The 26,556-nt window shown below is 48.0% G+C and carries 30 protein-coding genes and 1 other annotated feature; of the genes, 3 read left to right on the plus strand and 27 right to left on the minus strand.

Annotated elements, in window-relative coordinates:
- Nucleotides 1–367: 367 nt before the first annotated feature.
- The 8 genes from BW952_RS03020 to BW952_RS03055 are packed head-to-tail and all read right to left on the minus strand — an operon-like array spanning nt 368 to nt 5,336.
- Nucleotides 368–1,102, minus strand: a complete 735-nt coding sequence (locus BW952_RS03020) for a class I SAM-dependent DNA methyltransferase (protein WP_045849743.1) — start codon at nt 1,100–1,102, stop codon at nt 368–370.
- The gene (gene rsfS, locus BW952_RS03025) at nt 1,099–1,449 is read right to left on the minus strand and encodes a ribosome silencing factor (protein WP_045849744.1); all 351 of its coding nucleotides are present in this window, start codon (nt 1,447–1,449) and stop codon (nt 1,099–1,101) included. Before rsfS ends, BW952_RS03020 begins: the two co-directional genes overlap by 4 nt.
- Nucleotides 1,450–2,019 carry a bis(5'-nucleosyl)-tetraphosphatase (symmetrical) YqeK gene (yqeK, locus tag BW952_RS03030; protein WP_045849745.1) on the minus strand — a complete coding sequence of 190 codons (570 nt, stop codon included), beginning with the start codon at nt 2,017–2,019 and terminating at the stop codon, nt 1,450–1,452.
- Complete coding sequence (locus tag BW952_RS03035) at nt 1,988–2,578, minus strand: nicotinate-nucleotide adenylyltransferase (RefSeq protein ID WP_045849746.1); 591 nt, start codon at nt 2,576–2,578, stop codon at nt 1,988–1,990. The genes yqeK and BW952_RS03035 overlap by 32 nt, the downstream gene beginning before the upstream one ends.
- Entirely contained in the window at nt 2,575–2,868 is a 294-nt protein-coding gene (gene yhbY / locus BW952_RS03040; RefSeq protein ID WP_045849747.1) for a ribosome assembly RNA-binding protein YhbY, read from the minus strand. The genes BW952_RS03035 and yhbY overlap by 4 nt, the downstream gene beginning before the upstream one ends.
- A gap of 1 nt (nt 2,869) precedes the next feature.
- Complete coding sequence (gene aroE / locus BW952_RS03045) at nt 2,870–3,703, minus strand: shikimate dehydrogenase (RefSeq protein ID WP_045849748.1); 834 nt, start codon at nt 3,701–3,703, stop codon at nt 2,870–2,872.
- A 14-nt stretch (nt 3,704–3,717) separates the two neighbouring features.
- On the minus strand, nt 3,718–4,815 hold the full coding sequence (yqeH, locus tag BW952_RS03050; RefSeq protein WP_045849749.1) for a ribosome biogenesis GTPase YqeH: 1,098 nt from the start codon (nt 4,813–4,815) through the stop codon (nt 3,718–3,720).
- Nucleotides 4,812–5,336 carry a YqeG family HAD IIIA-type phosphatase gene (locus tag BW952_RS03055; protein ID WP_045849750.1) on the minus strand — a complete coding sequence of 175 codons (525 nt, stop codon included), beginning with the start codon at nt 5,334–5,336 and terminating at the stop codon, nt 4,812–4,814. The genes yqeH and BW952_RS03055 overlap by 4 nt, the downstream gene beginning before the upstream one ends.
- A gap of 285 nt (nt 5,337–5,621) precedes the next feature.
- Between BW952_RS03055 and sda the strand changes: the two genes are divergently transcribed.
- On the plus strand, nt 5,622–5,765 hold the full coding sequence (gene sda / locus BW952_RS03060) for a sporulation histidine kinase inhibitor Sda (RefSeq protein ID WP_045849751.1): 144 nt from the start codon (nt 5,622–5,624) through the stop codon (nt 5,763–5,765).
- Nucleotides 5,766–5,809: 44 nt separating this feature from the next.
- The gene (gene sigK / locus BW952_RS03065; RefSeq protein ID WP_045849752.1) at nt 5,810–6,568 is read left to right on the plus strand and encodes an RNA polymerase sporulation sigma factor SigK; all 759 of its coding nucleotides are present in this window, start codon (nt 5,810–5,812) and stop codon (nt 6,566–6,568) included.
- A gap of 135 nt (nt 6,569–6,703) precedes the next feature.
- On the opposite strand, the gene mtnN is transcribed toward sigK, so the two are convergent.
- The 18 genes from mtnN to cymR all read right to left on the minus strand — a co-directional run bounded on the left by mtnN (nt 6,704) and on the right by cymR (nt 23,812).
- Nucleotides 6,704–7,399: a 5'-methylthioadenosine/S-adenosylhomocysteine nucleosidase gene (mtnN, locus tag BW952_RS03070; protein ID WP_045849753.1), complete on the minus strand. Its 696-nt coding sequence runs from the start codon at nt 7,397–7,399 to the stop codon at nt 6,704–6,706.
- Nucleotides 7,400–7,521: 122 nt separating this feature from the next.
- The gene (locus BW952_RS03075; RefSeq protein ID WP_045849754.1) at nt 7,522–8,172 is read right to left on the minus strand and encodes a DUF1510 family protein; all 651 of its coding nucleotides are present in this window, start codon (nt 8,170–8,172) and stop codon (nt 7,522–7,524) included.
- Between the two features lie 107 nt (nt 8,173–8,279).
- Nucleotides 8,280–8,756: a transcription elongation factor GreA gene (greA, locus tag BW952_RS03080; RefSeq protein ID WP_045849755.1), complete on the minus strand. Its 477-nt coding sequence runs from the start codon at nt 8,754–8,756 to the stop codon at nt 8,280–8,282.
- A 108-nt stretch (nt 8,757–8,864) separates the two neighbouring features.
- Nucleotides 8,865–9,500 (minus strand): uridine kinase, encoded by a 636-nt coding sequence (gene udk / locus BW952_RS03085; RefSeq protein WP_045849837.1) that lies wholly within the window; start codon nt 9,498–9,500, stop codon nt 8,865–8,867.
- Nucleotides 9,501–9,505: 5 nt separating this feature from the next.
- Nucleotides 9,506–10,777, minus strand: a complete 1,272-nt coding sequence (locus tag BW952_RS03090; protein WP_045849756.1) for a peptidase U32 family protein — start codon at nt 10,775–10,777, stop codon at nt 9,506–9,508.
- A gap of 24 nt (nt 10,778–10,801) precedes the next feature.
- Nucleotides 10,802–11,731 (minus strand): peptidase U32 family protein, encoded by a 930-nt coding sequence (locus BW952_RS03095; protein ID WP_045849757.1) that lies wholly within the window; start codon nt 11,729–11,731, stop codon nt 10,802–10,804.
- Nucleotides 11,728–12,375 (minus strand): O-methyltransferase, encoded by a 648-nt coding sequence (locus tag BW952_RS03100; RefSeq protein WP_045849758.1) that lies wholly within the window; start codon nt 12,373–12,375, stop codon nt 11,728–11,730. Before BW952_RS03100 ends, BW952_RS03095 begins: the two co-directional genes overlap by 4 nt.
- 113 nt (nt 12,376–12,488) lie before the next feature.
- Nucleotides 12,489–13,592 (minus strand): endolytic transglycosylase MltG, encoded by a 1,104-nt coding sequence (gene mltG / locus BW952_RS03105; protein WP_045849759.1) that lies wholly within the window; start codon nt 13,590–13,592, stop codon nt 12,489–12,491.
- 172 nt (nt 13,593–13,764) lie between these two features.
- A complete protein-coding gene (locus tag BW952_RS03110; RefSeq protein WP_045849760.1) occupies nt 13,765–14,049 on the minus strand; it encodes a DUF1292 domain-containing protein in 285 nt (94 codons plus the stop codon).
- Nucleotides 14,050–14,062: 13 nt separating this feature from the next.
- The gene (gene ruvX / locus BW952_RS03115; RefSeq protein WP_045849761.1) at nt 14,063–14,479 is read right to left on the minus strand and encodes a Holliday junction resolvase RuvX; all 417 of its coding nucleotides are present in this window, start codon (nt 14,477–14,479) and stop codon (nt 14,063–14,065) included.
- Nucleotides 14,476–14,751 (minus strand): IreB family regulatory phosphoprotein, encoded by a 276-nt coding sequence (locus BW952_RS03120; RefSeq protein WP_045849762.1) that lies wholly within the window; start codon nt 14,749–14,751, stop codon nt 14,476–14,478. The genes ruvX and BW952_RS03120 overlap by 4 nt, the downstream gene beginning before the upstream one ends.
- A 79-nt stretch (nt 14,752–14,830) precedes the next feature.
- Nucleotides 14,831–17,461, minus strand: a complete 2,631-nt coding sequence (gene alaS / locus BW952_RS03125) for an alanine--tRNA ligase (protein WP_045849838.1) — start codon at nt 17,459–17,461, stop codon at nt 14,831–14,833.
- Nucleotides 17,462–17,525: 64 nt separating this feature from the next.
- Nucleotides 17,526–17,733 (minus strand) — a binding site (T-box leader).
- A gap of 52 nt (nt 17,734–17,785) precedes the next feature.
- The gene (locus BW952_RS19310; protein ID WP_169714078.1) at nt 17,786–17,950 is read right to left on the minus strand and encodes a hypothetical protein; all 165 of its coding nucleotides are present in this window, start codon (nt 17,948–17,950) and stop codon (nt 17,786–17,788) included.
- Nucleotides 17,951–17,998: 48 nt separating this feature from the next.
- Nucleotides 17,999–20,365, minus strand: coding sequence for an SF1B family DNA helicase RecD2 (recD2, locus tag BW952_RS03130; RefSeq protein ID WP_045849763.1), 2,367 nt, complete (start codon nt 20,363–20,365; stop codon nt 17,999–18,001).
- Nucleotides 20,366–20,382: 17 nt separating this feature from the next.
- Nucleotides 20,383–21,039, minus strand: coding sequence for a tetratricopeptide repeat protein (locus tag BW952_RS03135; RefSeq protein WP_045849764.1), 657 nt, complete (start codon nt 21,037–21,039; stop codon nt 20,383–20,385).
- Nucleotides 21,040–21,117: 78 nt separating this feature from the next.
- Entirely contained in the window at nt 21,118–22,239 is a 1,122-nt protein-coding gene (gene mnmA / locus BW952_RS03140) for a tRNA 2-thiouridine(34) synthase MnmA (protein ID WP_045849765.1), read from the minus strand.
- Nucleotides 22,240–22,246: 7 nt separating this feature from the next.
- Nucleotides 22,247–23,380 carry a cysteine desulfurase family protein gene (locus BW952_RS03145; RefSeq protein WP_094031936.1) on the minus strand — a complete coding sequence of 378 codons (1,134 nt, stop codon included), beginning with the start codon at nt 23,378–23,380 and terminating at the stop codon, nt 22,247–22,249.
- Nucleotides 23,381–23,392: 12 nt separating this feature from the next.
- Entirely contained in the window at nt 23,393–23,812 is a 420-nt protein-coding gene (gene cymR, locus BW952_RS03150; RefSeq protein WP_045849767.1) for a cysteine metabolism transcriptional regulator CymR, read from the minus strand.
- Between the two features lie 176 nt (nt 23,813–23,988).
- On the opposite strand from cymR, the gene BW952_RS03155 reads away from it, so the two are divergent.
- Nucleotides 23,989–25,269: a replication-associated recombination protein A gene (locus BW952_RS03155; RefSeq protein ID WP_045849768.1), complete on the plus strand. Its 1,281-nt coding sequence runs from the start codon at nt 23,989–23,991 to the stop codon at nt 25,267–25,269.
- Here BW952_RS03155 and BW952_RS03160 read toward each other — a convergent pair.
- The gene (locus BW952_RS03160) at nt 25,266–26,528 is read right to left on the minus strand and encodes an EAL and HDOD domain-containing protein (RefSeq protein ID WP_045849769.1); all 1,263 of its coding nucleotides are present in this window, start codon (nt 26,526–26,528) and stop codon (nt 25,266–25,268) included. The two genes, BW952_RS03155 and BW952_RS03160, sit on opposite strands and share 4 nt — an antisense overlap.
- Nucleotides 26,529–26,556: the final 28 nt, after the last annotated feature.

Genomic DNA, 26,556 nt, shown 5'->3' on the forward strand with positions numbered 1-26,556 from the left:
GAAAAGGGCTTGATTCCAATGATGAACGAATGACTGGAGGAGAACTGCCTTTTCTTTTTTACATGAATAATAGAGTGAGGTTTGTTGTTACGCATTCAGCACGCTTCTTTTAGGGTTACCAGTTGCTTTTCCTCCCCACTAGGGCGGCTGGCGCAGGACGAAGACTCGGGAGGGATCAGCGGGGCAGGTGAGATCCACTTTTGGAGCAAAGCGACAAAAGTTAGCTCACCGCCCGCCCCTCCGAACGCGAAGTCCTGCAGAAGCCGCCCGGACTGTGTTCGCGCAAGCACGATAGCCTTGAAAAAGAGAAATGGTCAACTGGTTTTCAATGACACATTGTTTTTTCAACAGCACGAAAAAGAACAGCTCAGCAGCTGTTCTTTTTGGCTTTGAAGAAAATTCGTTCTGACTGCTCGGTAGGTTCGCTTGCTGTAAAGTCAGCTGTTATGCTTTCTACGGTGAAGCCTGCCTTTATCAGCCAGTCTTTGTACTGCTCCGGCTGGAAGGTACGCTGGCGGTGCAGTTCATCAAACCGTTCATACGTCCCATTTTCTGCTTGAACAAAAAACGTTAGTTCATGCTCGACACTGTCTGCTTCTTCTCCGGGAAAAGCGTTCCAAATAAAAGATACGTCTTCTCCGGCATCTGCAAACGTCTGGCTCGTAAACACTTCATTTACTTTAAAGACGCTGTGGACGTCGAACAAAAACAAGCCGCCTTCCTTCAAGTGGGCAAACACAGAGCGGAATGTCCGCTCCACGTCCTCTTCTGTTTCCAAATAATTTAACGAGTCACAAAAAATAGCAGCGATATCAAACAAGCCGAGCCCTTCCATTTCCCGCATATCCTGCTGGAAAAGCGGCATGGACACCTGATGCTGGTCTGCTTTATCACGCGCGACAGCAAGCATTTCATCAGAAAGGTCGATTCCCGTTACACGGTAGCCGGCCCTGGCGAAACGGACTGCCAGCTCGCCTGTTCCGCACCCGATATCTAAAAGAGAGCCTCCGGCCGATTCCTGCTTTACGTATGCTTCCCACTCATCATAGGGCGCATCATTCATCAGCGCATCGTATACAGAGGCAAACCGGCTGTAGCTCATGATGTCAGCACATCAACATGCGGTGCATCGCCCCAAAGGCGCTCCAGGTTGTAATACACTCGTTCATCACGGTGGAATACATGAACAACTACGTCACCGATGTCAATCAGCACCCAGCGCGCTTCGTCGAATCCTTCCATCCGTTTAATGTCCAATCCGAGCTCTTCAGCTTTTTCTTTTACTTCTCGTGCAATAGCCTGAACCTGCTTATCTGAATTCCCATGACAAATAACGAAATAATCGGCAACCGGTGAAATGCCTTCCATATCAAGGGCCGTAATATTCTCTGCCCGTTTATCATCCGCTGCTTTCGTTACTGTCTGAAGTAATTGCTGTTGTTCTGTCAATTAACCATCGTCTCCATTCTGAATAAGATCATTGTACGTATCCATCGTAACCGGAAAAACCGGCTGCTTTTTGCTCATTAAAAATAAAATCGAATTTTTCACAGCGGCCAGAACCGCTTTATTTAAATCCTGTTCAGCCGTTTTTCTTACTTCTTCTACACCCGGAAACACGCGGCCAGGCTCAATATAGTCTGCTAAATACACAATTTTTTCAAGTAAAGTCATGCCAGGACGGCCTGTTGTATGCCACCGGATTGCAGACAAGATATCCTCATCCTCAATGCCGGCTTCTTTTTTCACCAAAATCGCACCGGCCGGAGCATGCCACAGCTCGTGGTGAAAGTGAAGAAGACGCTCATCCTCTTGCTCCTCGATCAGCAGCTGCTTCATTTCTTCTTTTGGACGAAACTTTGCGTAATCGTGAAAAACAGCGGCGATTTCTGCTTTTTTCGCATCGGCACCGTAGCGTTCAGCGAGCTGGACAGCCGTTTTCATAACGCCTAAAGTGTGCTCATACCGTTTGTCTGTTAATTGCTTCTTAACGAGCTGAAGGGCCTTTTCCTGATCCATATATCCCATTCTCCTTTATATATCCGATCACCGGCTCCGGCAGCAAATAGCGAAGTGTTTCGTTGCTTGCCGCTTTGTTCCGGATCACTGTCGAGGACAAATGAATTTCAGGTGTTTCAACCAGCGTCACCGGATACGGTGTTAGGGTGGAATAGCCGGGTCTTTTCACACCAACAAAGGTGACAAGCTTCGTGAGTTCATCGATGTCCTTCCAGTTCGGCAAATATTCAATCATATCTGCACCAATAATGAAATAAAAAGAGGAATCCGGCTCTTGCTTTATCAATTCCCGCATTGTCTCAATCGTATACGACACGCCCGCCCGTTCAAGCTCAATTGTTTCTGTAGAAAAGGCTTCGTTGTCTTCGATGGCGAGCTCTGTCATTCGCAGACGGTGCTCATCCGGCACGTGCCCTGCCAGCCGTTTATGAGGCGGAATCGAGTTGGGCATAAAACGGACTTCATCCAGCTTTAATGCACCGAGCACTTCATTGGCTGCAATTAAGTGGCCAACATGCGGCGGATTAAAGGTTCCGCCTAAAATGCCAATTTTTTTCATCGGGGCAGCACGATTTTTTTGTTTTCTTTCGATTCTTTATATAATACGACGGTATGCCCGATCAGTTGAACAAGTTCTGCTTTTGCGCCCTTTGCAAGAGCCGCTGCCACTTCATGCTTGTCATCTTCATTGTTTTGCAGAATGCTGATTTTGATCAGTTCGCGTACTTCTAGCGCTTCCGCAATTTGTGTCGTCATGTTTTCACTGACGCCGCCTTTCCCCACTTGAAAAATCGGGTCTAAGTGATGGGCTTCTGCCCGTAAAAATCGCTTTTGTTTTCCAGTTAACATGTTAACCTCCAAGTTTGTTGTAAATAATGGTTTCCATACGCGACGGGTCCGGCATCGTTCCCGTCCACTTTTCAAACGCCAGTGCTCCTTGAAACGAAAGCATTTTTGCTCCATTTTGCGCGCTGGCACCGTGTGCTCTTGCTTCCTTCATGAGCACTGTTTCAATCGGGTTGTATATGATATCGGCCACAAACGCATCCGAACGAATATGATCAAGTGATAAAGGCATCGACTCCGCATGCGGTGACATGCCAATCGACGTCGTTTGAATAATAATGTCGTAATTGGCGAGCTTGTTTGATGCTTCCTCCATCGTTAAAACGACGGTTTCAACCGGATAAGGACATCTTTTCTTCAATTCTTCTGCTCGCGCCGCTGTCCGGTTGGCAATGTCTATTTTTTGCGCTCCCTTTTGGCTCAGCGTGTAATAAATCGCTCGCGCCGATCCGCCTGCGCCGACAAGCAGGATACGCTTTGAAAGAACGTCACCATCGTACTCTGCCATCAAGCCTGCTAAAAAACCTTCCCCGTCGGTGTTATAGCCGATAAAACGGTTCTGCTCCCGCACGACCGTGTTCACTGCACCGATCGCTTGAGCAAGCGGATCTACCTCGTCTAACAAAGGCATAACAGCCGTTTTGTGCGGGACTGTGACATTAAAACCCGAAATACCGAGTGCCTTCATGCCTTCTACCGCTTTTGGCAAATCAGCCTCCTTCACGTGAAAAGGTTGATAGTGTGCTTGAATGCCGAGTGCTTGAAAAGCGTCATTGTGCATATCGGGCGACATCGAATGACTGATCGGATCGCCAATGACCCCATATAGCTTTTTCATTAAACGACCCACTCCTATATTAACGACTTGCGCAGCGTCACAGCTGCACCCTTTGGTACATATGCGGCTATTTTTGCTCCCGGGTCATTGACCGTAATCCAGCCAAGGCCTGAGAAAACGATATCTGTTTTTCCTTCTTTAATTGTCCACTCCTGACGAACGAGATCAAGCGCTTTGCCGCCGTGACCTGCCGGCTTTAGGAGTTCTCCTGCATGATTCTCATAAAGAGCGTCGGCTTTCTCCAGCTTCGTCCGGTGGATCTCGATGTCATTCGACACGTGGCACGTAAAGGCACGTCTTCCGCCTGACAAATAATCAAACCGGGCGAGACCGCCGAAGAATAACGTCTGTTCTTCGTTCAGCTGAAAAACTTTCGGCTTAATTTCTTTTTTCGGCAATACATATTTCAAGTTTTCCTTGTCCACAAAGTGCGCCATTTGATGGCGGTTGATAATGCCCGGTGTATCGACAAGCACATGGCCGTCAGAAAGCGGAATTTCAATCATATCAAGCGTTGTGCCCGGAAAATGAGACGTCGTGATCAGATCGCCTTCACCTGTTACCTCTTTAATAATGCGATTTATAAAGGTGGACTTGCCCACATTGGTACAGCCGACCACATACACATCCTTGCCGTCGCGATAATGTTCAATCGCATCAGCTGCATCACGGATTTCTTTTCCTTCGGTGGCACTTGTTAAAAGGACGTCCACTGGCTTTAGCCCAAGCTGGCTTGCTTCGTATTTCATCCAGTGCTTCACCCGTTCTTTTTTGACGGATTTCGGCAGCAAATCTGATTTATTTCCAATGAGCAAAACGGGATTCTTCCCTGCAAAACGATGCAGACCCGGCAGCCAGCTTCCATTGAAATCAAAAATATCCACTATTTTCACAATTAACGAATCTGTATCGCCGATTGTATTTAAGATTTTTAAAAAATCATCGTCTGTCAGTTCAACATCCTGTACTTCATTGTAATGCTTTAAACGAAAGCACCGTTTACAAACGACGGTTTCTTTCTCCAGTGACGATGGAGGCGCATATCCAAGCGCATTTGGGTCTGTTGTTTGAATGGCTACCCCGCAGCCGTCACATGTCATGACTTCATTCATTTCGTTCGTTCCTCCCATTGAATCATTCCTTTCCGTTCAAAAAAGGCCATTAGCTGCCGCTCAATTTTACGGTTAATTTGTGTCCAAAATCCATCGGTTGCTGCAATAGGAATGACCAGAATCGTGTGAATTCCGCTTCGATTGCCGCCGAACACATCGGTCAGCAGCTGATCGCCGATCACCACCGTCTCATGCTTTTTCACCCCAAGCAGCTTAATCGCTTTTCGGAATGCTCGGCCCATCGGCTTTCTTGCTTCAAAAATAAAAGGCAGGTCCAGCGGTGTTGAAAAGGAACTGACCCTTTTTTGATTATTGTTCGAAACAATCAGCACTTTAATGCCTGCATCGCGTATTTCTTGAAACCAGTGCAGCAGCTCCGGCGTCGCATCCGGGCGGTCCCAGGCAACAAGCGTATTATCAAGATCCGTAATGATCGCTTTAATTCCTTTTTGTTTCAAGCGTTCCGGGTCAATTTCCAGGACACTTTTCACTTGTTCATTAGGCAAAAATAATTTCAGCACTCAAGACACCCCTACTATTCGTTTGCTTCTCTTATCATAGCCCATTTTTTCGTATGTGACAAAGCAATAATGAGAACAAAAACTTTTCGACATATTCTGCAAAATGACTGGCTGTGGATAACGTTATACACAAATTCACACCTGTTTTAAAAGGGTTTCTTCCTGTTATTCAGAGTGAAGTGTCCATTTATCCACGAGTCATTGTGGAAAAAAGAACAATTGTTCCCAAACTGTTTCTTTGCTACACTAATAAAAAACGAATGAACGACTTGGAGATGATGACTTTTGCATTCTTTATCGGACAAATTATTGCTTTCCTCCTATAAAAAAGCAACCCAGTTAAAGCTAAACGATGATTTTATTGCATTGATGGAAAAAGAGATGAAACGGCGCGCCATTCAGTCTCAAAAAAAAGCCAAACAAGAATAGCCGCCCTCCCTTCTGAATATTGTCTTATAAAGGAGGGATTCATCATGATTGAACTGGCAGCCGCACTCTCTTTTTTATTGAAGGAAGCATTTTTTTTCGTTTCGTACGTAAAGCATAATGCCTTTCCGCAGCCTCTGTCTGCTGAGGAAGAAAAAAAATATTTAGCCCTGCATGAAAAAGGAGACCGGCATGCCCGGGCCAAGCTGATTGAACACAATCTCCGCCTCGTCGCCCACATCGTGAAAAAATTTGAAAAAACGCACCATGATACAGAGGATCTTATTTCTATCGGCACGATCGGCTTGATTAAAGGGATTGAAAGCTATTCCGGAAAAAAAGGAACAAAGCTTGCGACGTATGCGGCACGCTGCATCGAAAATGAAATTTTAATGCACTTTCGATCACTAAAGAAAACAAAAAAGGACGTTTCTCTTTATGATCCAGTCGGCCGCGACAAAGAAGGAAATGAGATCAGCCTGCTTGATTTATTAAAAACAGAAGACGAGGATGTTGCCGGCCGCCTGTCCCTTCAAATGGACATTGATCAAATGAAAAAATGTCTGTCGGTCCTGGATGAACGAGAATTGTCGGTCATTGCCGCACGATACGGGCTGCAAAGGGACGAGGATGAAACCCAGCGCGAAATCGCGGCGCGAATGAACATTTCAAGAAGCTACGTATCCCGCATTGAAAAAAGAGCACTCGCTAAAATGATGCAGGAATTCAAGCGACTTCAAACCAAACAAAAAAGGGCTCCAAAAGATCCGGAGCACCCTTCTAATACGTTTTCATCAATCGATTGAAACGGAGATCATAACGCCTGTTACTGTCGCTAAAAGCAACCCCATAATCATCATAACCATGTTCAAATCCATCTCCTTCTTATTCACCTATTCCATTACTTCCACTTTACCATACAAAATACTTTTTGTATTTGATTATTGCAGCTGTTCCGCCATTTTCATCACAAGATTCGCTGAATGAAGCCCTGCTTTCGGCAAAAATTGATCAAACGAAATGTCAGACTCTTTTCCAGCAATATCTGAAAGCGCGCGAATGACAACAAATGGCACCTGAAATTGGTGGGCCACCTGCGCGATCGCTGCCGCTTCCATTTCCACCGCTTGTAAATTTGTGAATTTCTCACCGATTGCCTGTACACGAACCGGATCATTCATAAAGGAATCCCCTGTGGCAATGAGTCCTTTTACCGTTTTCACATCGGTCAGTTCTTTTGATGCCTCCAGCGCCACTTGAACGAGCTTTTCATCGGCTTTAAATGCGGCCGGCAGCTGAGGCACCTGTCCATATTCGTAACCAAATGCCGTAACGTCTACGTCATGATGACGCACTTCTGAAGACACAACAACATCCCCTACCTGCAGATCAGGTGACAGACCGCCCGCAGACCCTGTGTTGATGATGATGTCCGGCTTGAATTCATGAATCAAAACGGCTGTCGTCATCGCTGCATTGACTTTGCCGATACCCGAGCGAAGCAAAACGGTGTCGGTGCCTTTCAACAATCCGGTTGTAAATTCACTTCCGGCAATTGTTTTTACGTCCTTGTTCTCCATTTCACTGCGTAAAATCGTTACTTCTTCTTCCATCGCACCAATAACGGCTATTTTCATTTGTCTCGACTCCCTTTTCATTTGTATCCGCAAAAAAACCCGCTGTTAAAGCGGGAAATGACCAGCAGGTTCCACGATCATTCCGCAGACGGAAAAACCCTTCCGGCGGAATGATGTTTTACTTAGCGTCCTTTGTCATTTTCTTTCAGCTTTTGAACCTTTGTCGGTTTCCAGCCTTCACCGTCCACCCATTCAATGTGAACACGGTATGCCTCATTCTGGTTTGATTTTGGGGAAACTGTACCGATCGCGGCTTGTGGACCGTTTCCGCTAATGTACCAGACGGTCATGTCACTTAATGGAATCCCTGTAGCATAAGCAAGTGCCTGTTCTTTTTCCTGCCAGTCGGTTGAGTCCATTTCAAATGAATTGGTATGCTCGCCCGACTGCGAAGTACCGACGCTTTCCCAGCCCGGATTCACAATATCCTGCTCAACATTCGGTTCTGTGCCTTCTGATACAACTGTTTCTTCATCTTTCGTTTCTTCTTCTGCAGGTTCATCTGATTCTTCATCTGCTGCAGGCTCTTCCGTTTGCTCAGGCTCTTCTGCCGGTTCTTCTGCCGGTTCATCTGATTCCTCATCTGAAACGCCAGCGGATTGTTCCTGCTGCGTTTCTTCCTGAACAGCCTGCTCTTCATCATTATTTCCACCTGCGAAAATCGTAAATCCTACGATAATAATAAGCAGGACAACAACCGCGATGGCTGTATTTAAAATGCGGTTTGTTTTTCTCCGCTTGGTTTTGCGCTCCGCACGCGACGATTGATCCATATGCTTCTCCTCCTCGTTACGCTTTCATTTTAACACGTCTCGTTCACCTGTTAAAAGTTTTTACGAAAAAAAAGCGCGAAAGGCGTCAGCCTTTTGCGCTTTACTTTTTATCCAATCGATACGATTTTCACGTTCATTTCGCCTGCTGGCGTTTGCACCATAACTTTATCGCCTACGCGGCGGCCAAGCATGCTTTTGGCAATCGGTGAATCATTTGAAATCTTTCCTTCAAATGGATCCGCTTCCGCACTGCCGACGATCGTATAGCTTTCTTCTTCGCCATCGGGCAGCTCCACAAATGTAACCGTTTTACCTAGCGAGACTTCGTCCGAATTCATTTCGTTTTCTTCGATAATCTTCGCATTGCGAATCATTGTTTCAAGCGTGCCGATGCGGCCTTCCACAAACGCCTGCTCTTCTTTTGCTGAGTCATACTCAGAGTTTTCAGACAGGTCGCCGAAGCTGCGTGCGATTTTAATGCGCTCGACAACTTCTTTCCGTTTTACTGATTTTAACTGTTCTAGTTCTGATTCCAGCTTTTCTTTGCCTTCCCGGGTCATCGGGTATACTTTTTCGTTCGACAACTTTTTCCACTCCTTTAATGTTCAAAAAAAGCAAATAAATATGAGCGCGCCCCTTCTTTTCGGAAGGCGCGCGTTTTTCCCATTGTATGCCTGTTTCATAAAAACATACTATAAAATGTCTTTTTGTTCAAGAATTGTTTGTATTTTTGCAATTAATAAATCAATGGCGACCTTGTTTTCACCGCCGATCGGGATAATGACATCCGCATACCGCTTCGTCGGTTCAATAAATTGATTGTGCATCGGCCGGACTACCTCGGTGTACTGAGCGACGACAGAATCCAGCGACCGTCCGCGTTCTTTTATATCCCGTGTCAGACGGCGGATAAACCGCAAATCCGCATCGGTGTCTACAAACAGCTTAATATCCATCAAGTTGCGCAGACGCTCGTCTTCGAGGACGAGAATGCCTTCTAATATAATCACGTCTTTCGGATCGAGCGGAACCGTCTCTGTTGAACGGGTATGATTGGCGTAATCGTACACCGGCTTTTCAACAGGCTGTCCGTTCATCAGATCCGTCATCTGCTCAAACAGCAGCGCATTATCAAACGCAAACGGGTGATCATAATTTTGATTCAGCCGCTCTTCAAACGTTAAATGGGACTGATTTTTATAATAATAATCCTGCTCAATCATCATGATGGAGCCGCCTTGAAAATAATCGTAAATCGCACGGGCGACACTTGTTTTACCGGATCCGGATCCGCCCGCAACGCCGATAACAATCGGCTTTCTCGTCATGAATGTCACAGTCCCTTCCGCATCATATCATCTTTAGAAACAGGGTGCTCCACCCGAAACTGAACGATTTGAAGCGGATGGCGCGCTGCATCCAATTCGTTCCCGTCTTCATCTTGAATGGCTCCGACTGTTTGTGTAAATGTGCTCATGTTCGGACCGAAAAATTCAACGGTATCCCCCGGACGGAAGAAGTTACGTTGCTGCAACGTCACCATTTGCGTTGTTTCATTATAATCAACGACAAGCCCGGTGAAATCATGAGAGGCTTTTTTTCCATGAACGCCGAAAAGCTGTTCATCAGCGCCCGGTGTGCCGGCAAAAAAGGCCGGTGCAGCCGGACGATTCGCACATTTTTCCAGCTCTTCAAGCCATTCGTCCTTGATAGAGAAGTTTTCCGGGTCTGCGCAGTACGCGTCAATGACTTTCCGGTAAACGCCGACAACGGTTGCCACGTAGTGAATGGACTTCATGCGGCCTTCAATTTTCAAGCTGTCGATTCCAAGTTCAATAAGCCCCGGAATGCTTTGCAGCAAGCGCAAATCCTTCGGGCTCATCGCAAACGGAGAGTCTCCCTCCTGCGTAATGGCGGTTTCCTGCCCGTCTTCCATTTCCACTAAATTGTAATCCCAGCGGCATGACTGGCAGCAGCCGCCCCGGTTTGAATCACGGGCTGTCATATGGTTGCTCAGCACACAGCGGCCGGAATACGCGATGCACATCGCTCCGTGAATAAACGTTTCAATTTCAATATCCACTTTTTCCTTCATCATGCGCATTTCTTCACCGGTCGTTTCACGTGCCAATACGACCCGGTCCAGTCCTTCATCCTTCCAATACTTCACGGCACGCCAGTTTGACAGCGACTGCTGCGTGCTTAAATGAACCTCTACGTTCGGCGCGACACGGCGGCACGTTTCAATAATTAACGGATCGGCCACGATAATGCCCGTGACGCCCGCCTCGCCTACACCGCGCAAATAGTCTTCAAGACCTTCAATGTTTTCATTATGGGCAAAAATATTTGTTGTCACATATACTTTCGCTCCGAAGCTTTTTGCAAAGGCAACGCCTTCCTTCATTTCATCAAAAGTGAAGTTGCCGGCGTTTGAGCGAAGTCCGTATTCCTGACCGCCAATGTAAACAGCGTCTGCTCCGTAGCGAATCGCTATTTTCAGCTTTTCAAGTGTGCCTGCCGGTGCCAGCAGCTCAGGCTTTTTCACAATGACACGCTTGCCGTCAATTATTTCTGAAAGATGATCATTTTTTAATCCATTCATGCCAGAATCCCCCTTCTTCGTTTATTAATAAACCGTTTCTTTAAAGAAAAAGCCTGAGTCAAGCGGACGGTGCTCTTGCTGAAGGGCTTCTGCCGCCTGAAGCATATCTTCTTTTTCTTCCTCGTACTGATCCGGATTTTCAACGCACAGATCAATCGCTTTCCGGTACAATGTCGTTGTGGCAATACGGTATTCTTCTGTTTGAAGGACACCGTCAATTTTAAAGGAGTCGATGCCTGCTTCCACCATTTCCTGCAATTCGTCGATGATGCACATATCATTCGGGCTCATAATGTGAGTGCCGTTTGCATCTTCATAAATCGGGTATTTATTGCTCCGCTCTTCGTCATGAAGAAGCATGTTTTGTGCACCGTGTCTTTTTTCAATCTCCAAATTTTTGCCCATATATTCGAAATAATGGCCAAGAAGAGGGCGCTTTGATTGAAACATGCACGTCATGCCATGCACCTGCACTTCAATTTGAATATCTGCCTGCTCTTTTGTTTCAATAACGGCATCCATGCTCAGCTCCCGGGCCAGCACAGCACGAACGGCGCCGCGTTTTCCCCAGTAGTTGGCCGTGTAGTAATTGGTCGCAATCGTCTCAGGACTCCAGTGCAAAGGAAACCCCGGAGCGGCTTCACGCACAGCCATAATAACCGCCGGATCGCCGAATACAATCGCATCCGCATTGGCTTCTTTCACAAAGGCCACATAGTCGTCCAGCTCATTCGCAATGTCATTATGAAAAATCGCATTTACCGCTACATATACTTTTTTCCCCTGTTCGTGGGCAATGGTGATCGCTTCTTTTATGTCTTCGCGGCTAAACTCGCCCGCCAAACGCAAACCATAGCGCTGCTCCCCGATCAGAAAGGCATCGGCTCCAGCTTCAATTTGTTTTCGTATTTCAGCGACGCTGCCAGGCGTCACAAGCAATTCCGGCTTTTTCACTTTTCTCCACCCCGTTTTAAACTTATCGCTATTCCATCTCCGGCTGGTACAATTGTTGTGTCATATCCAGGATGCGTCATTAGCCATTCATTATAGGTTGTTATTTTTTGGACCATTTTTTCCAGCCGTTTCGTCGGCGCTGACCGTCCGGCAGCGTACCCTTTAAACAAAACATTATCTGAATAAATAACGCCGCCTTGTTTTAGCAGCGGCTCATACAATTCAAAAAAGCGGCGGTACTGTCCTTTTGCTGCATCAATAAAGATTGCGTCAAACGGACCATCTTCCGCTGCTTTTTCGGCCAGTTCAAGCGCGTCTCCTGCCAAAACATGAATGCGGTCTCCAATGGTTGACCGGCCAATATAGTCGTTCGCTTTTTGCAGCCGTTCTTCATCCCGTTCAAGTGTCGTCACATGAAGTCCTGGTACAGCCTCCGTCATCCGGAGTGCTGAATAGCCGATGGCTGTGCCAATTTCAAGCAGCCGTTCGGGACGCTGCAGCTTCAGCATGGACAGCAGTGTGTCCATTCCAACCGGCTCCATAATCGGGACGCCGTACTCCGCTGCATAGCGCTCCATCTCAGCCAGCAGCCCTTCTCTCGGCGCTAGCAATGATTCAATATAATCGTGTATATGATCATTCATGGTAAGAATACCCTTCTTTCTAAGAAAAAGAGAAAGCTAATGATAGCTTTCCCGTGTCTTCAAGTGCCCGAATTATTTTATCATAGAACACGGATAAAATCCATGTGTCCTTTTTATTCAGCATTTGTAATATATTTTGCTTTTAGCGTATTGTGTTCATCAAGTGTTTTGGAATAATACACATCTCCTGCCGGCGAGGCCAGGAAATATAAATAGTCCGTCTGCTCAGGCTGCAGCACTGCTTCCATTGAATCCACCCCGCTGTTTCCAATCGGTCCTGGCGTTAAGCCTTTTACTTGATACGTATTATACGGAGAGTCTATTTCCAGGTCTTCATACAACACCCGCGCTTGATGCTCGCCTTTTGCATATAAAACGGTTGGATCGGTTTGCAGCGGCATATCAATGTTCATGCGGTTGTAAAAAACGCTGGCTATTTTTTTGCGGTCTGTTTTTCCCGTTGCTTCCTCTTCTACAAGAGACGAAAACGTTAAAAACTCGTGGACCGTCATGCCTGACGCTTTAATTTGCTCAGAAAACCCTTGCACTACCTCATCGGTTTTGGCGATCATTTCTTCGGCGATGTCTTCAACAGGCGTATCCGGACTTGGCACGTCATACGTAGCCGGATACAAGTAGCCTTCAAGCGGATAGCGAACGTTTTCGCCAAAAACTGCATCCGTTACCAGCGCCGGATGATTCGCTTTCATTTTCTCGACAAATGCCCGGTCATTAATGACTGCCAGAACGTCCTCTGCTTCCCGGTCTGTTTCCGAAGCAATGACTTCCGCAATTTGCGTCAGCTGATAGCCTTCAGGAATAGCCAGTTTCCCTTCCTCCGTCCCAATCACTTTCCCTTGCTTTAAAGAGGACATGATTTCCTCGGGAGACATCGACGGCGAGAGGACATACTCTCCTGCTTGAAAATCCCCTTCTCCTTTGTATTTCACGTAATACTTAAATAATGTCGCATTTTCGACAATTCCGTTGTCTTCAAGCGTCTGTGAAATCGAAGACAGGCTTGAACCGAGCGGAATAGAAATATCCACTTCCTCATTGCTTGCGGCATCCGCCGGCGATGAAGCACTTTGCCATACATAATAAGCACCCGCTGCACCTGCAGCAGCCAGCAGGAAAAACAAGAGAAACAAAGCCATAATCGCCCGTTTTATTCGTTTCTTTTTTCCTGAAGCCGGCGGAAAAACATCTTTCGACATAAAAATCCCCTTTCGACACCATCTTTCTTTTTTATAGTATACAAGAAATAGGCGGAAAGAAAAGCGTTTCACTCTGCAAAATAAAAAAAGCCGAACGAATGCGGTTTTTTCCGCATAATCGTTCGGCTTTCTTTCTATTAAATCCTTTTATTCCAAGCTTTCGACGTTTCTCTTATTGCTCTTCGTCGTCTAGGAACGTATTAAGCATTTCTTCGATCATTTCCCACTCTTCATCGGATTCGATCGGCTGAAGCTCACCGTCTTCACCGTCTTCTTTCGGTGTGAAAGAGGATGCGTGGATTTCGATTTCTTCATTGTCATCTTCTTCCGCTCCAACCGGGAAGTAAAGAACATAAGATTTACCGAATTCTTCGTTATCAAATGTGAACAAAACTTCGCAAAGCTGCTCGTTCCCATTTTCATCAATTACTGTAATTTGCTTTTCTCCGTGTTCCATTATGGTCACCTCATTATTTTTGGCTGTCAAGATATCCTTGCAGAATCATCATGGCTGCCATTTTGTCGATTACTTTTTTACGTTTTTTCCGGCTGACATCCGCGTCAATTAATACACGTTCCGCCGCCATTGTCGTCAGCCGCTCGTCCCAAAGGACAACGGGCAGGCTGAAGGTTTCCTCGAGGAGCGCTGCAAACATTTGAGCCGCCTCTCCCCGGGGCCCTACTGTATTATTCATGTTTTTCGGGAAACCGACAACAAATTTGCTCACTTCATGCTCCTGCACTAATTCGCCGATCCGGTCAATGCCGAATTCTCCTGCTGCCTCATTGATCTTTATTGTTTCAATGCCCTGCGCGGTCCAGCCGAATGCATCGCTGATAGCAATGCCAACCGTTTTCGTGCCGGCGTCAAGGCCCATCGTTCTCATGATGTCGGATCCTCCTGCTGCTCTTTCAGGTACGTTTTGACCAGCTCTTCAATAATTTCATCCCGTTCAAGCCTGCGGATTAAGTTTCGGGCATCATTATGGCGCGGGATGTACGCCGGGTCTCCGGAAAGCAAATAGCCGACAATCTGATTGATCGGATTGTACCCTTTTTCTTCAAGTGCGCCATGCACTTTAAGCAGTACTTCTTTTACATTTTCATCATACGGCTCTTCCGGAAAATTAAACCGCATTGTTTTATCAAAAGAACTCACTGTCAGCACCTCACTTCAGGCGGATTTCTTTGCCCGCTTCTGTACGATATGTTTCATTGTACAACAAATGACAACATATTCAAATGGATTTAACCCACTCGGCAGCAGATTGTAGTGCTTCGTCGATTTTCGACGCATCTTTGCCGCCTGCCTGAGCCATATCCGGACGGCCGCCACCACCGCCGCCAAGAACGCCTGCTACTTCTTTGACAAGCTTGCCGGCATGGAAGCCTCCTTCCGTCAGCCCGCCCGTGACAGCTGTAACGACGTTGACTTTGCCGTCCGCTGCAGCGACGAGAACAATCACGCCTGGCGTGACTTTTTGCTTTAACTCATCTGCCATTGTACGAAGCGCGTTCATGTCCGGAGCCTCTACCTGTGCAGCAAGCAATTGCACACCATTCACCGTTTCAATCCGGTCAGTCAGGCTTCCTGCTTCTATATTGGACAATTTTTTCGAAAGTGATTCATTTTCACGCTGCAAATCGCGCATTTCCGCTTGCAGGCTGTCCGCTTTCACTAAAATGTCTTTCGGGTTTGTCTTAAGCTTCGCCGCTGCGTCTTTTAACAAATTCGCCTGATCGTTTAAGTAACGGAACGCGCCTTCTCCTGTTACGGCTTCAATCCGGCGTGTACCGGCACCAATGCCGCCTTCAGACAGCACCTTAAACAAGCCGATTTCCGCCGTATTGATCACGTGGCAGCCGCCGCAAAGCTCCAGGCTGTAGTCGCCGATCGACACCACACGGACGATGTCGCCGTACTTTTCGCCGAACAGCGCCATCGCACCCATCGCTTTGGCTTCCGCAATCGGCTTCATCGCCGTTTCCACTGCTAGACCTTGCCAGATTTTTTCATTAACGATCGTTTCCACCTGTGCGATTTCATCTGCTGTTACCTGGCCGAAGTGAGAAAAGTCAAAGCGGAGGCGGCCTGTTTCAACGAGTGAACCGGCTTGATTCACGTGCGTGCCGAGAACATCCTTTAATGCCTGGTGCATTAAGTGCGTCGCTGTATGGTTTTTCACAATTTTGCTCCGCGATAAAACGTCGACTTTCGCCGTTACTGCACTGCCTGCAGCGATTGTGCCGCTTTCCACGACCGCACGGTGCACGTTTTGGCCGTTTGGCGCTTTTTGTACGTCCAGTACGCTGATGCGCACTGTCTCTGATTCAAGCACGCCCCGGTCAGCAATTTGACCGCCGCTTTCTGCGTAAAATGGCGTTTCGCTTAAAATAAATTGAATTTCATCGCCCTCATGCGCTTCGTCCGCAAACGCACCGTCTTTTAACAACACCGCGACCGTCGTGTCAACCGTCAGCTTGTCGTAGGTGAATGTGCTTTTTTCTTTTACAGAAGACAGTACACCGCCCTGCACCTGCATGGAATCCGTATCCTGACGGGCTGCACGCGCGCGGTCCCGCTGCTGCTTCATTTCACGCTCAAAGCCAGCATGATCAGCTTTCATTCCTTCTTCTTCTGCATATTCCTCTGTTAACTCGACCGGGAAGCCATACGTGTCATACAAGCGGAAAATATCTGCGCCATCAACCGTGCCTGAACCGGATTCCTTTGCTTTTTTGATCACAGCCGACAAAATGGCCAGACCTTCATGAAGCGTTTCATGGAACCGTTCTTCTTCGTTTTTAATGACTTTTTGGATAAACGCGGCTTTATCGCTTACTTCCGGATAGTAGTCATTCATCACCTCGCCAACAACAGGCACCAATTCAAACATAAATGGGCGGTTAATGCCGATTTGCTTGGCGTAGCGAACCGCACGGCGAAGCAGGCGGCGAAGAACGTAGCCGCGCCCTTCATTGGACGGAAGCGCCCCGTCTCCAATGGCGAAAGCAACGGTCCGGATGTGGTCGGCAATGACTTTAAACGCGGTGTCTTTTTCCGGATCTACACGGTACTGTTCTCCGGAAATACGCTCGGTTTCACGAATAATCGGCATAAACAGATCCGTGTCAAAGTTAGTCGGTACGTTTTGAACGACAGACGCCATCCGCTCAAGCCCCATGCCGGTATCGATGTTTTTCTTTGGCAGCGGTGTGTAGGTGCCGTCCGGGTTGTGGTTAAATTCAGAGAAGACAAGATTCCATACTTCTAAATAGCGGTCGTTTTCGCCGCCCGGGTATAGCTCAGGGTCTTTCTCGTCCGCTCCGTATTCCGGTCCGCGGTCATAGAAAATTTCCGTATTCGGTCCCGATGGTCCCTCGCCAATGTCCCAGAAGTTTCCTTCCAGGCGAATAATACGCTCATCCGGCACTCCGACTTCGTTTTTCCAGATCAAATACGCTTCTTCATCTTCCGGATGAATGGTGACAGACAATTTTTCCGGATCAAACCCGATCCATTTGTCATCAGTTAGAAATTCCCATGCCCAGTGAATCGCTTCTGTTTTGAAATATTCCCCGATTGAGAAATTGCCCAGCATTTCAAAAAAGGTATGATGGCGCGCTGTTTTGCCGACATTCTCAATATCGTTCGTCCGAATTGATTTTTGGGCATTGGTGATGCGCGGATTGTCCGGAATGATTCGTCCGTCAAAGTATTTTTTTAATGTTGCCACACCGCTGTTAATCCAGAGCAGGCTGGCGTCGTCAATCGGAACAAGCGGTGCACTTGGCTCCACCCGGTGTCCCTTTTCCTGAAAAAATTCTAAATAAAGGCGGCGAATATCCGCACCTGTTAATGTTTTCATCATTTCATCCTCCTTCAATATGTATACAAGCCGAAAAAAGAACAGCAAAAAAAGCCTCATCCCTAACAGGGACGAAGCTTGTTCGCGGTACCACCCTGATTGCCGGTTCAACAAAGACACCGGCCTCTCAAATGCCTTAACGCGGCCCACGGCAGTGTTTGCTGCACTCAGGACACAGCTTTCCATCATTCTTCATCCGAAGTGCTTTTCAGCCGGGAGCACTTCTCTCTTTGAATGGGCTATGATGTACTTTTGTCCTTCTTCGATTTGTCCAAATTCTTCTACCCGAATTATAAAAAGGAATGAAGTGTTTGTCAATGACACTTACGTCCAGTCATCAAGTGGAATAAGCGTTCCATCCTCTTCCACTTGATGAATGACGAGGCCGCCTTCAAGCTCAGACATTTCCACACAGCAGTCATGGCAGTAATAGTGGTCGGAGCCAATCCGGCCTACTTCCCGGCTTCCACAGTTCGGACACGATTGCAAAATGATCCCTCCTGTTTTTGCCTTCAGTATGACCGGTTCCCGCCGCTTTTATACAGCCATAAAATCAAACGGCGTCACGCCATCCATTCCGATCATCGGGTCTGCTGTCATCCACGTTTCTTCGGTCAGCGGTCCATTTGACGTCTGTGCACCTTCTTCTTCGGACAGACGCTCTGCGAGGGCCGTTTTGCGGATTAAATCATCATTGCGGGCAATGCCGATTTGAAACGCTTCTTCCTCCCCGCATAAAATTAAAAACTGCTTGCTGCGCGTAATCGCCGTATACAGCAGATTTCTTCTCAGCATCCGGTAATAGCTTTTGACAACAGGAAGGATAACGACCTTGAACTCACTCCCCTGCGATTTATGAATCGAGCAGCAAAACGCATGGGTAATCTGATTTAAATCGTTCCGGGTGTACGTCACTTCGTTTCCTTCATACGACACGATGACCATGTCTTCTTTCTCGGTGTTTTCCTTTGCGTAAAAAACTGAGACAATTTCCCCGATATCGCCGTTAAACACATTTTGCTCCGGCTGGTTGACGAGCTGCAGCACTTTGTCGCCAATCCGGTATTTCACAGAACCGAAGACAATCTCTTTCCGCCGCCCGTCTTCATTCGGGTTCAGTACCTGCTGCAGCACCTCGTTTAATTTATCAATGCCGGCTGGCCCTTTGTACATCGGCGCCAGCACCTGGATATCCCGGGCTTCAAATCCTTTTCCGGCTGCGTTTTTCACGACCTTTTGAATAACATCGGCAATTTGCCCGGTTCCGCACCGGATAAAGGAGCGGTCCTTTTGCGGACTGACAAGTGTATCCGGCACGATGCCGTCTTTAATGCTGTGAGCGAGACTGATAATGGACGAACCTTCCTCCTGCCGGTATATGTCGGTCAGCCGTACAGAAGGAACCGTTTGGGAGGCCAGCAAATCCTTGAGCACCTGGCCCGGACCGACAGATGGCAGCTGATCTTCGTCTCCAACTATAATCACCTGCATATCGTCCGGGATCGCTTTAAATAATTGATGAGCCAGCCATATATCAACCATTGACGCTTCGTCAATGATTAGCAGCCGCCCGCCAATGGCGTTGCCTTCTTCCTCCGGGTCTTCCTGTCCGGTAAAGCCGAGCAGCCGGTGAATCGTGACCGCCGGCAAGCCGGTGGACTCCATCATTCGTTTAGCGGCACGTCCTGTTGGTGCGCACAGCTTAATGGGAAACGGCTCATCCTTATCATATTTTTTCGGGTCAAGCGAAAGACCATGAAGCTCTCCATACAGCTCAACAATTCCTTTAATCACCGTTGTTTTTCCAGTTCCGGGTCCGCCGGTTAAAATCATTAAGGGCGATGACAGGGCGGTCTGGATCGCTTCCTTTTGTGACGGCGCATACGAAATGCCGGTCCGGTCCTCCAGCTCCCCGAGCGTTAATAAAAATTCCGATTCGGGAAAGGACTGCTGCTCCTGGTCCAGTACACGCTTAATGTTCGTGACAAGCCCTTTTTCAGAGAAATAAAGAGACGGCATATACACCCGCTTATTTTCGCCTGCTACCTTCCCTTCCTCCTCCAGCCCAACGAGACGTTTGGCAATCTCATCGAATTCCGCCGTTCCGTTTGCACTTTTGTCCAGCAGCTCCTTCACGATTCGGAGCAGCTCCTCCGCTTCCACATAGCAATGGCCGTCCTGCAGGCATTTTTGCTCCAGTGCATACAGGATCGCTGCTTTTAAGCGGTCCGGATGCCCGCCCGTAATGCCGATCTGGGCACCGATTTCATCGGCACGGATGAACCCAATCCCTTCAATGTCCTCCACGAGACGGTACGGGTTTTCCTGAATAATCGCGAGCGAGTCCTCATAGTACATTTGATAAATTTTCATCGACAGCTGCGGGCCAAAGCCGAACTCGTTAAGCGTAACCATGATTTGCTCGAGTCCCTGATGCTTCATGAGGGTGTCGTACAGAACGTCCGCTTTTTCTACGGGAAGCTTTGGCACCTGCTTGAGGCAGCTTTTGTCCGAAATAATTTTTGAAATGGCCTGTTCGCCCAGCGTCTCGACAATCGTCTCGGCTGTTTTTTTGCCGATTCCTTTAAATAAATCCCCCGACAAATACGTGATCAGCCCCTGCTTTGTCTGCGGCATTTCCTTTTGAGCCGTGCGGGCGATAAACTGACGGCCAAAGCGGGGGTGGTCTTTGAAATGACCATGAAAGATGTACATTTCATGCTCATGCACCGCCGGGAAATACCCCGTGACCACCGCTTCTTTTTCCTTATAGGTGCCATCCGTTTCTGCCACACGCACCCGCAGCACTGTGTAAAAGTTTTCATTGTTGCGGAAAATCGTCACAATATGGCGGCCTTTTAAAAACTGTTCTCCTTCTGTAAATAAATCGCGTTTCTCCTGCACAACGCCGGTCACCTCTTTTATTCAGATTTCTCCAGTAATTTTTTCCCGTAGCCTGCCAGCATATGGTCCGGCTGGATGTCCAGTGCCCGGTCGAAATATCGGTGCGCTTCTGACGGCTGCTCGAAGTGCCCGGCGTACAACACACCAAGGTTGTAAAACGCATCCGCGTGATCAGGCTCCCGGCTGATGACGATTTGCAGGTTTTTCTCGGCTTCCTCGTACTGCTCGGTTTTCGCTAAAGCGAGCGCAAACTGAAAACGGGCTTCCACGTCCTCTTCGTCAAGCTCCACAGAACGCATTAAATAAGGAAGCGCCATCACCGTTTGATCCAAATATAGAAAAGACAGACCGAGCATAAAGAACGCATCTGCTTCTTCCATGCCGTTCCGAATGGCTCTTTCAAATGATTGTGCCGATTCTTCAAAGCGTTCCCCGCTGAAATAAAACGAACCGAGTGCGTAGTGTGCCGCGCTTGAAGCAGGATCTACTTCGACCGCTTTTTCATAAAATTTCAGCGCCCGCTCTCCATCGTTCATTTCGGCAAGCACATGGCCGAAATTAATATACGCGGCCGGATCGTTCGGCATTTCCTCAATTTGTTCAGTGAACAGCTTTAATGCGTCCTCCCATTTTCCTTCTTGTAGCAATGCAATCCCCTGCTGATTTTTATCCATATAATGTGATGCCTCCGCTTATTTTTTTCTTCATTATAACAAAGAAATCCGCCCCACGTGTAAAGGAGCGGATCGTCATTAGCCGACAAAATCGAGCTGTTTGTTTTCTTTATACACTTTGTCAATCGTGCCTCCGCCAAGGCAAATGTCGCCGTCGTATAATACAACAGCCTGCCCCGGGGTAATGGCACGGACCGGTTCGTCAAACACAATGCGGGCAGTGCCCTCACCTGTCCGTTCAACCGTCACGCCAGTATCCGCCTGGCGGTAACGGAATTTCGCCGTGCAATGGAACGTTTGCGGCATTTCTTCATCTGTCGTAAAGCCCATCTGCACCGCATCCAGTGAATCGGAATAAAGCGATTCATGGTGAAAGCCCTGCACCACATACAGTTCATTCGTTTGCAGGTTTTTGCCGCCGACAAACCACGGCTCGCCGCTGCCGCCAATGCCAAGACCGTGGCGCTGGCCGATGGTGTAATACATCAATCCGTCATGACGGCCCATTTTACGCCCGTCAAACGTCACCATGTCTCCTGGCTGCGCAGGCAAATACTGGCCTAAAAACTCTTTGAAGTTCCGCTCGCCAATAAAGCAGATGCCCGTTGAGTCCTTTTTAGACGCGGTGGCAAGTCCGGCTTCCGCCGCGATTTCCCGCACCCGCTTTTTCTCAAGCTCTCCGATCGGGAACATGACTTTATCCAGCTGGCTTTGCGACAGCTGATTTAAGAAATACGTCTGGTCTTTGTTGTTGTCTACGCCGCGAAGCATTTTCACGCCATCGCTTGACCGGTCAATTCTTGCGTAATGTCCGGTCGCCAGGTAATCAGCGCCCAGCTTCATTGCGTGATCAAGAAAAGCTTTAAACTTAATTTCCTTGTTGCACATCACATCCGGATTCGGTGTCCGGCCGGCTTTGTACTCATCCAGGAAATAAGTGAACACTTTATCCCAGTACTGCTTTTCAAAATTGACTGCATAATATGGAATGCCGATCTGGTTGCAGACACGGATCACATCATCATAATCCTCAGTCGCTGTACAGACGCCGTTTTCATCGGTATCATCCCAGTTTTTCATAAAGATGCCGACCACGTCGTACCCTTGCTCCTTTAACAGAAGCGCTGCAACAGAAGAATCCACGCCTCCTGACATGCCAACGACAACACGAGTGTCTTTCGGAGCTTTCATCGTTTTCATCCTCTTTCTATTTGAGCCGCTTTGCGATATCCGCTGTTTGAACGGCGGCTTGTTGAATTTGCTCTTGTGTATTGTTTAAGCCGAAACTGAACCGAATCGAAGAGCGGAGTTTTTCAGATTCAGCGCCAAACATGGCTGTCAGCACATGGGATGGCTCAATCGCTCCTGCTGTGCAAGCTGAGCCGCTTGAAGCCGCAATGCCCGCCATATCAAGATTCACTAAAAAAGCTTCCACATCCGTTCCGGGAAAAAATAAGTTTAGCACATGGGGCAGTGATTGTTCAAGATCGCTGTTTACTTGAAAATCCGCTCCTGACGCTGCAAGAGTTTCGGTAAATGTCTTTTTAAATTCCGTGTATTGTGCTGCGCGGGCTTCACGGGTCTTTTCGGCAATGGCAACGGCTTCTGCCATCCCGGCAATAGCCGCCGTATTCTCTGTGCCTGCCCGGCGTTTCCGCTCCTGCTCGCCGCCGTGCAGCATGGGCTCTAATAAAGTACCCTGCCGTACATAAAGCGCACCGATTCCTTTTGGTCCGTTAATTTTGTGGCCCGACACGGACAACAGATCCACATTCAGCTCGTTCACATCTATCGGCAAAATGCCAAAGGCCTGAACAGCGTCCACGTGAAAAAGAGCCGGATGATCCTTCAGCAGCTGACCGATTTCTCGGATCGGCTGAATAGACCCCACTTCGTTATTGCCATACATAATCGTCACGAGCACCGTATCTTCACGAAGCGCTTTTTCCACCTCTTCTAACGAAACGATCCCCTGTTCATTAACAGGCAAGTACGTGACGTCAAAGCCGTCCTTATGCAGCGCCTTGCACGCATGCAGCACCGCATGATGCTCGATCGCTGTTGTGATGATATGCCCGGGTTTTTGGGAGCGGGCAGCACCGAAAATCGCCATGTTATCCGACTCGGTGCCGCTTCCTGTAAACACAATATCCTGAAAGTTCGCGCCCAATGCGGCCGCTACCGTGTTTCTTGCTTCATCGACAATCCTGCGCGCATCACGGCCGAATGAATGGATGCTGGACGGATTCCCGTACGTGCCCGTCAGGACGTCAAGCATCTTAGACGCCACTTCCGTGTGCACCGGGGATGTTGCCGCATGATCTAAATAAATGTTCATTATGCTGCCACCTCTTTAAATATAAAACATATACGCATCGGACTCACCGGCTGCTGTATGATTGGCTAAATCTTCAAGTGTTGTATTTTCTAAAACACCTTTAATTGCTTCACTGATCCGAATCCACAATTCCCGTTTAGCCGGTTCTTCTTCTTCAATTCCCTCCACAAGGGTAATCGGTCCTTCAAGCACTCGAATAATGTCGCCGGCTGTGATCTCTTCTGGTTCATGCCCCAGTACGTAACCGCCGTACGCACCGCGAATGCTCCGCACAAAGCCTGCATTGCGGAGCGGCGCAATAAGCTGCTCCAGGTAATGTTCAGATAAGTTATGCGTACCTGCAATGACACGCAGCGACGTTGGTCCTTCTCCGTGACGTTTCGCAAGCTCGATCATAATCGTTAATCCGTACCGTCCTTTTGTTGAAATTCTCATCTATTATGGCCCCTCTTCTGATTAATCCAATGGTTCGTTTAGTATATCATTATACTGGGGCAAAAAACATGCCGGAATACTTGGGTATTGGTCAGACCACGATTTGACTTTCTTTTCATCAATTATCAATCATGATACAGTTAATCCAATAACAGAACGGAGAAAGAGGGATTGCCATGAAGCCGCTCGCTTTTCGAATGAGGCCCCGCACGATTGATGAAGTCGTGGGCCAGGAGCATTTAACCGGAGAAGGAAAAATTATCCGTCGAATGACAGAAGCGAAAAAGCTGTCTTCTATGATTTTATACGGACCGCCCGGCACAGGAAAAACGTCGATCGCCAGCGCCATTGCCGGAACGACACAGTACGCGTTTCGCATGCTGAATGCGGTAACGAGCAATAAAAAGGATATGGAAATCGTCGCCGCTGAAGCAAAAATGTCCGGAACCGTTATTTTGCTGTTGGACGAGGTGCACCGGCTGGATAAAGCAAAGCAGGACTATTTGCTTCCTTTTTTAGAGAACGGCATGATTATTTTAATTGGCGCTACGACGAGCAACCCGTACCACGCCATCAACCCGGCGATCCGCAGCCGCTGTCAAATCTTTGAGGTAAAGCTGCTGGAGCCGGAATCAGTGAAAAAGCTTTTGCAGCAGGCATTGGAGGATGATGAACGTGGACTCGGCGCTTTGCAGACGAGCGTGGATAAAGAAGCACTGGATCATTTTGCTTCTGCGTCCGGCGGTGACGTCCGCAGCTCATTAAACGCCTTGGAGCTGGCGGTTACATCGACAAAGCCCGATAAACAAAATGTGATCCATGTGACGCTTGAAGCGGCTGAAGAATGCCTTCAGCGAAAAAGCTTTGCCCACGACAAAGACGGCGATGCGCATTACGACGTGTTAAGCGCTTTTCAGAAATCGATTCGGGGCAGCGATGTGAATGCCGCGCTGCATTATTTGGCCAGACTGATCGAAGCGGGCGACCTCGTCAGCATTGCCCGCCGCTTGATTGTCATTGCCTATGAAGACATTGGCCTCGCAAGCCCCCAGGCGGGCGAACGCACACTGTCAGCCGTTGAAGCAGCAGAGCGGCTCGGGTTTCCCGAGGCACGAATTCCGCTGGCGAATGCCGTTGTCGAGCTTTGCCTGTCGCCGAAATCCAATTCGGCCTACAAGGCGATCGATGCCGCGCTGTCCGATATCCGTGCCGGCCGTGCCGGTGAAGTCCCTGCCCATTTAAAAGATGCGCATTATAAAAGCGCCGCCAAGCTCGGACGAGGTGTTGACTATCAGTATCCGCATGATTTTGACAGTGGCTGGGTCGCTCAGCAATATTTGCCGGATACACTCAAGCAAAAGCGGTACTTCGAGCCAAAAGCAACCGGCAAATTCGAACAAGCTCTGGCCAGCGTGTACGAAAAAATCGAAAAAAGCCAAAAGAAACCCACACGTTAAAGGGACGTGTGGGTTTCTTCAGCAGCGTAGTCGGTGACTTCGTTTGACCATTGTCTCGCTTCCTCGTAAATTTGCTGAAGAAGGCCAGATCCGATGTGCAGCTCAGCCGCTTTTTCTTCAATTGCATGCCAGTTCACTTCATCCATCGCCCGCACAAGCCGTAAAAAAGGCGTAATGATGGTATCGGCATCGAGCAAGGTTTCTTTCACAGTGTCGGACAGCGGAACCTGCGCGAGAATATCGGACATTTCTTTGTTCATCAGGACATCAACGAGCGAAAACATACCTGCCAGAAAAAACTCGGAGGCATTGCCCGCCTGCGTTGATTTTGCCAGCAGCTCACACGCCTTTGCCCGAAACAAAGCAGACGCCATTATTTCATTGGACCGGCCGCTGTCGTCGCTTCTCTTAATTTCCCGCAGGGCCAGCACATAAAGCCATTTTGACAGCTCAATAAAACCAAGCATCATAATCGCCTGCCGGATCGATTTAATTGTCGCTTTTGTTCTGAGAGCAGGGGAATTCACCAGCTTAAGCAAATTGTAGGACAGCGGCACGTCTTTCTCGATAATTCGGCAGACATCTTCAATATCCGCATCATCCTGCTTTAACAGCTGGCTTAAATGAAAGTAAGACACGACACTAGAAGGCATGTCAGCAGAACGGATCAGCTGCGGCTTTGAAAAAAAGTAGCCTTGAAACAAAGAGTAGCCGGATCGTTTCGCCTGCTCAAACTCTTCTCTCGTTTCCACTTTTTCCGCCAGCAGCCGGATATGCGGAAACTGCTTTTGCACCTTTTTCTCAATCATCAATCGCTGCAGACGCGTCGAGTTCATAAAATCCACTTTAATGTACGTCGTCAGCATAAACAGCTCATCGTATAATTCGACATGCTCCTCCATTACAAAGTCATCGAGCGCAATGGAATATCCTTGCCACTTCAGCGTTCGAAGCGTGCTGATCAGCTCCGGTGTGATCGGCACATCCTCGAGCACTTCAATCACAACATGATTCGGGTTGAAGTTTTCCGCTATCCGCTGCTGGAGCAGGGCTTCTGTAAAATTGATAAAACATGGTCTGCCATGGGCAATCTTATCGACACCTACCGTCACAAAGGAATGCACCAGCACTTCAATTGTCGCTTGATCGCGGCTTATGTCCGGAAAGGCGTTTAATTCGCTGTTTCGGTAAAGCAGCTCGTACGCAAAAACATTTTCCTGTGCATCAAAAATTGGCTGTCGGGCCATAAAAATATCCATTTCCCCTACGCTCCTCGCTATTTAACAA

The organism is Domibacillus enclensis (assembly GCF_900156125.1).
Classification (GTDB): domain Bacteria; phylum Bacillota; class Bacilli; order Bacillales; family Domibacillaceae; genus Domibacillus; species Domibacillus enclensis.

Bases quoted from the DNA above. Each gene is read 5' to 3' on its own strand.
- BW952_RS03090 (WP_045849756.1), bottom strand. From the start codon at position 10,777: ATGAATGGATTAAAAAATGATCATCTTTCAGAAATAATTGACGGCAAG.
- BW952_RS03020 (WP_045849743.1), bottom strand. From the start codon at position 1,102: ATGAGCTACAGCCGGTTTGCCTCTGTATACGATGCGCTGATGAATGAT.
- sigK (WP_045849752.1), top strand. From the start codon at position 5,810: ATGATTGAACTGGCAGCCGCACTCTCTTTTTTATTGAAGGAAGCATTT.
- alaS (WP_045849838.1), bottom strand. From the start codon at position 17,461: ATGAAAACATTAACAGGTGCGGATATTCGCCGCCTTTATTTAGAATTT.
- ruvX (WP_045849761.1), bottom strand. From the start codon at position 14,479: ATGAGAACGATGGGCCTTGACGCCGGCACGAAAACGGTTGGCATTGCT.
- mtnN (WP_045849753.1), bottom strand. From the start codon at position 7,399: ATGAAAATAGCCGTTATTGGTGCGATGGAAGAAGAAGTAACGATTTTA.
- BW952_RS03035 (WP_045849746.1), bottom strand. From the start codon at position 2,578: ATGAAAAAAATTGGCATTTTAGGCGGAACCTTTAATCCGCCGCATGTT.
- BW952_RS03135 (WP_045849764.1), bottom strand. From the start codon at position 21,039: ATGGATAAAAATCAGCAGGGGATTGCATTGCTACAAGAAGGAAAATGG.
- BW952_RS03155 (WP_045849768.1), top strand. From the start codon at position 23,989: ATGAAGCCGCTCGCTTTTCGAATGAGGCCCCGCACGATTGATGAAGTC.
- mnmA (WP_045849765.1), bottom strand. From the start codon at position 22,239: ATGAAAACGATGAAAGCTCCGAAAGACACTCGTGTTGTCGTTGGCATG.
- mltG (WP_045849759.1), bottom strand. From the start codon at position 13,592: ATGTCGAAAGATGTTTTTCCGCCGGCTTCAGGAAAAAAGAAACGAATA.
- BW952_RS03160 (WP_045849769.1), bottom strand. From the start codon at position 26,528: ATGGATATTTTTATGGCCCGACAGCCAATTTTTGATGCACAGGAAAAT.
- aroE (WP_045849748.1), bottom strand. From the start codon at position 3,703: ATGAAAAAGCTATATGGGGTCATTGGCGATCCGATCAGTCATTCGATG.
- BW952_RS03110 (WP_045849760.1), bottom strand. From the start codon at position 14,049: ATGGAACACGGAGAAAAGCAAATTACAGTAATTGATGAAAATGGGAAC.
- BW952_RS03075 (WP_045849754.1), bottom strand. From the start codon at position 8,172: ATGGATCAATCGTCGCGTGCGGAGCGCAAAACCAAGCGGAGAAAAACA.
- udk (WP_045849837.1), bottom strand. From the start codon at position 9,500: ATGACGAGAAAGCCGATTGTTATCGGCGTTGCGGGCGGATCCGGATCC.
- yqeK (WP_045849745.1), bottom strand. From the start codon at position 2,019: ATGGATCAGGAAAAGGCCCTTCAGCTCGTTAAGAAGCAATTAACAGAC.
- yhbY (WP_045849747.1), bottom strand. From the start codon at position 2,868: ATGTTAACTGGAAAACAAAAGCGATTTTTACGGGCAGAAGCCCATCAC.
- yqeH (WP_045849749.1), bottom strand. From the start codon at position 4,815: ATGAATGAAGTCATGACATGTGACGGCTGCGGGGTAGCCATTCAAACA.
- cymR (WP_045849767.1), bottom strand. From the start codon at position 23,812: ATGAGAATTTCAACAAAAGGACGGTACGGATTAACGATTATGATCGAG.
- BW952_RS03100 (WP_045849758.1), bottom strand. From the start codon at position 12,375: ATGAATGATCATATACACGATTATATTGAATCATTGCTAGCGCCGAGA.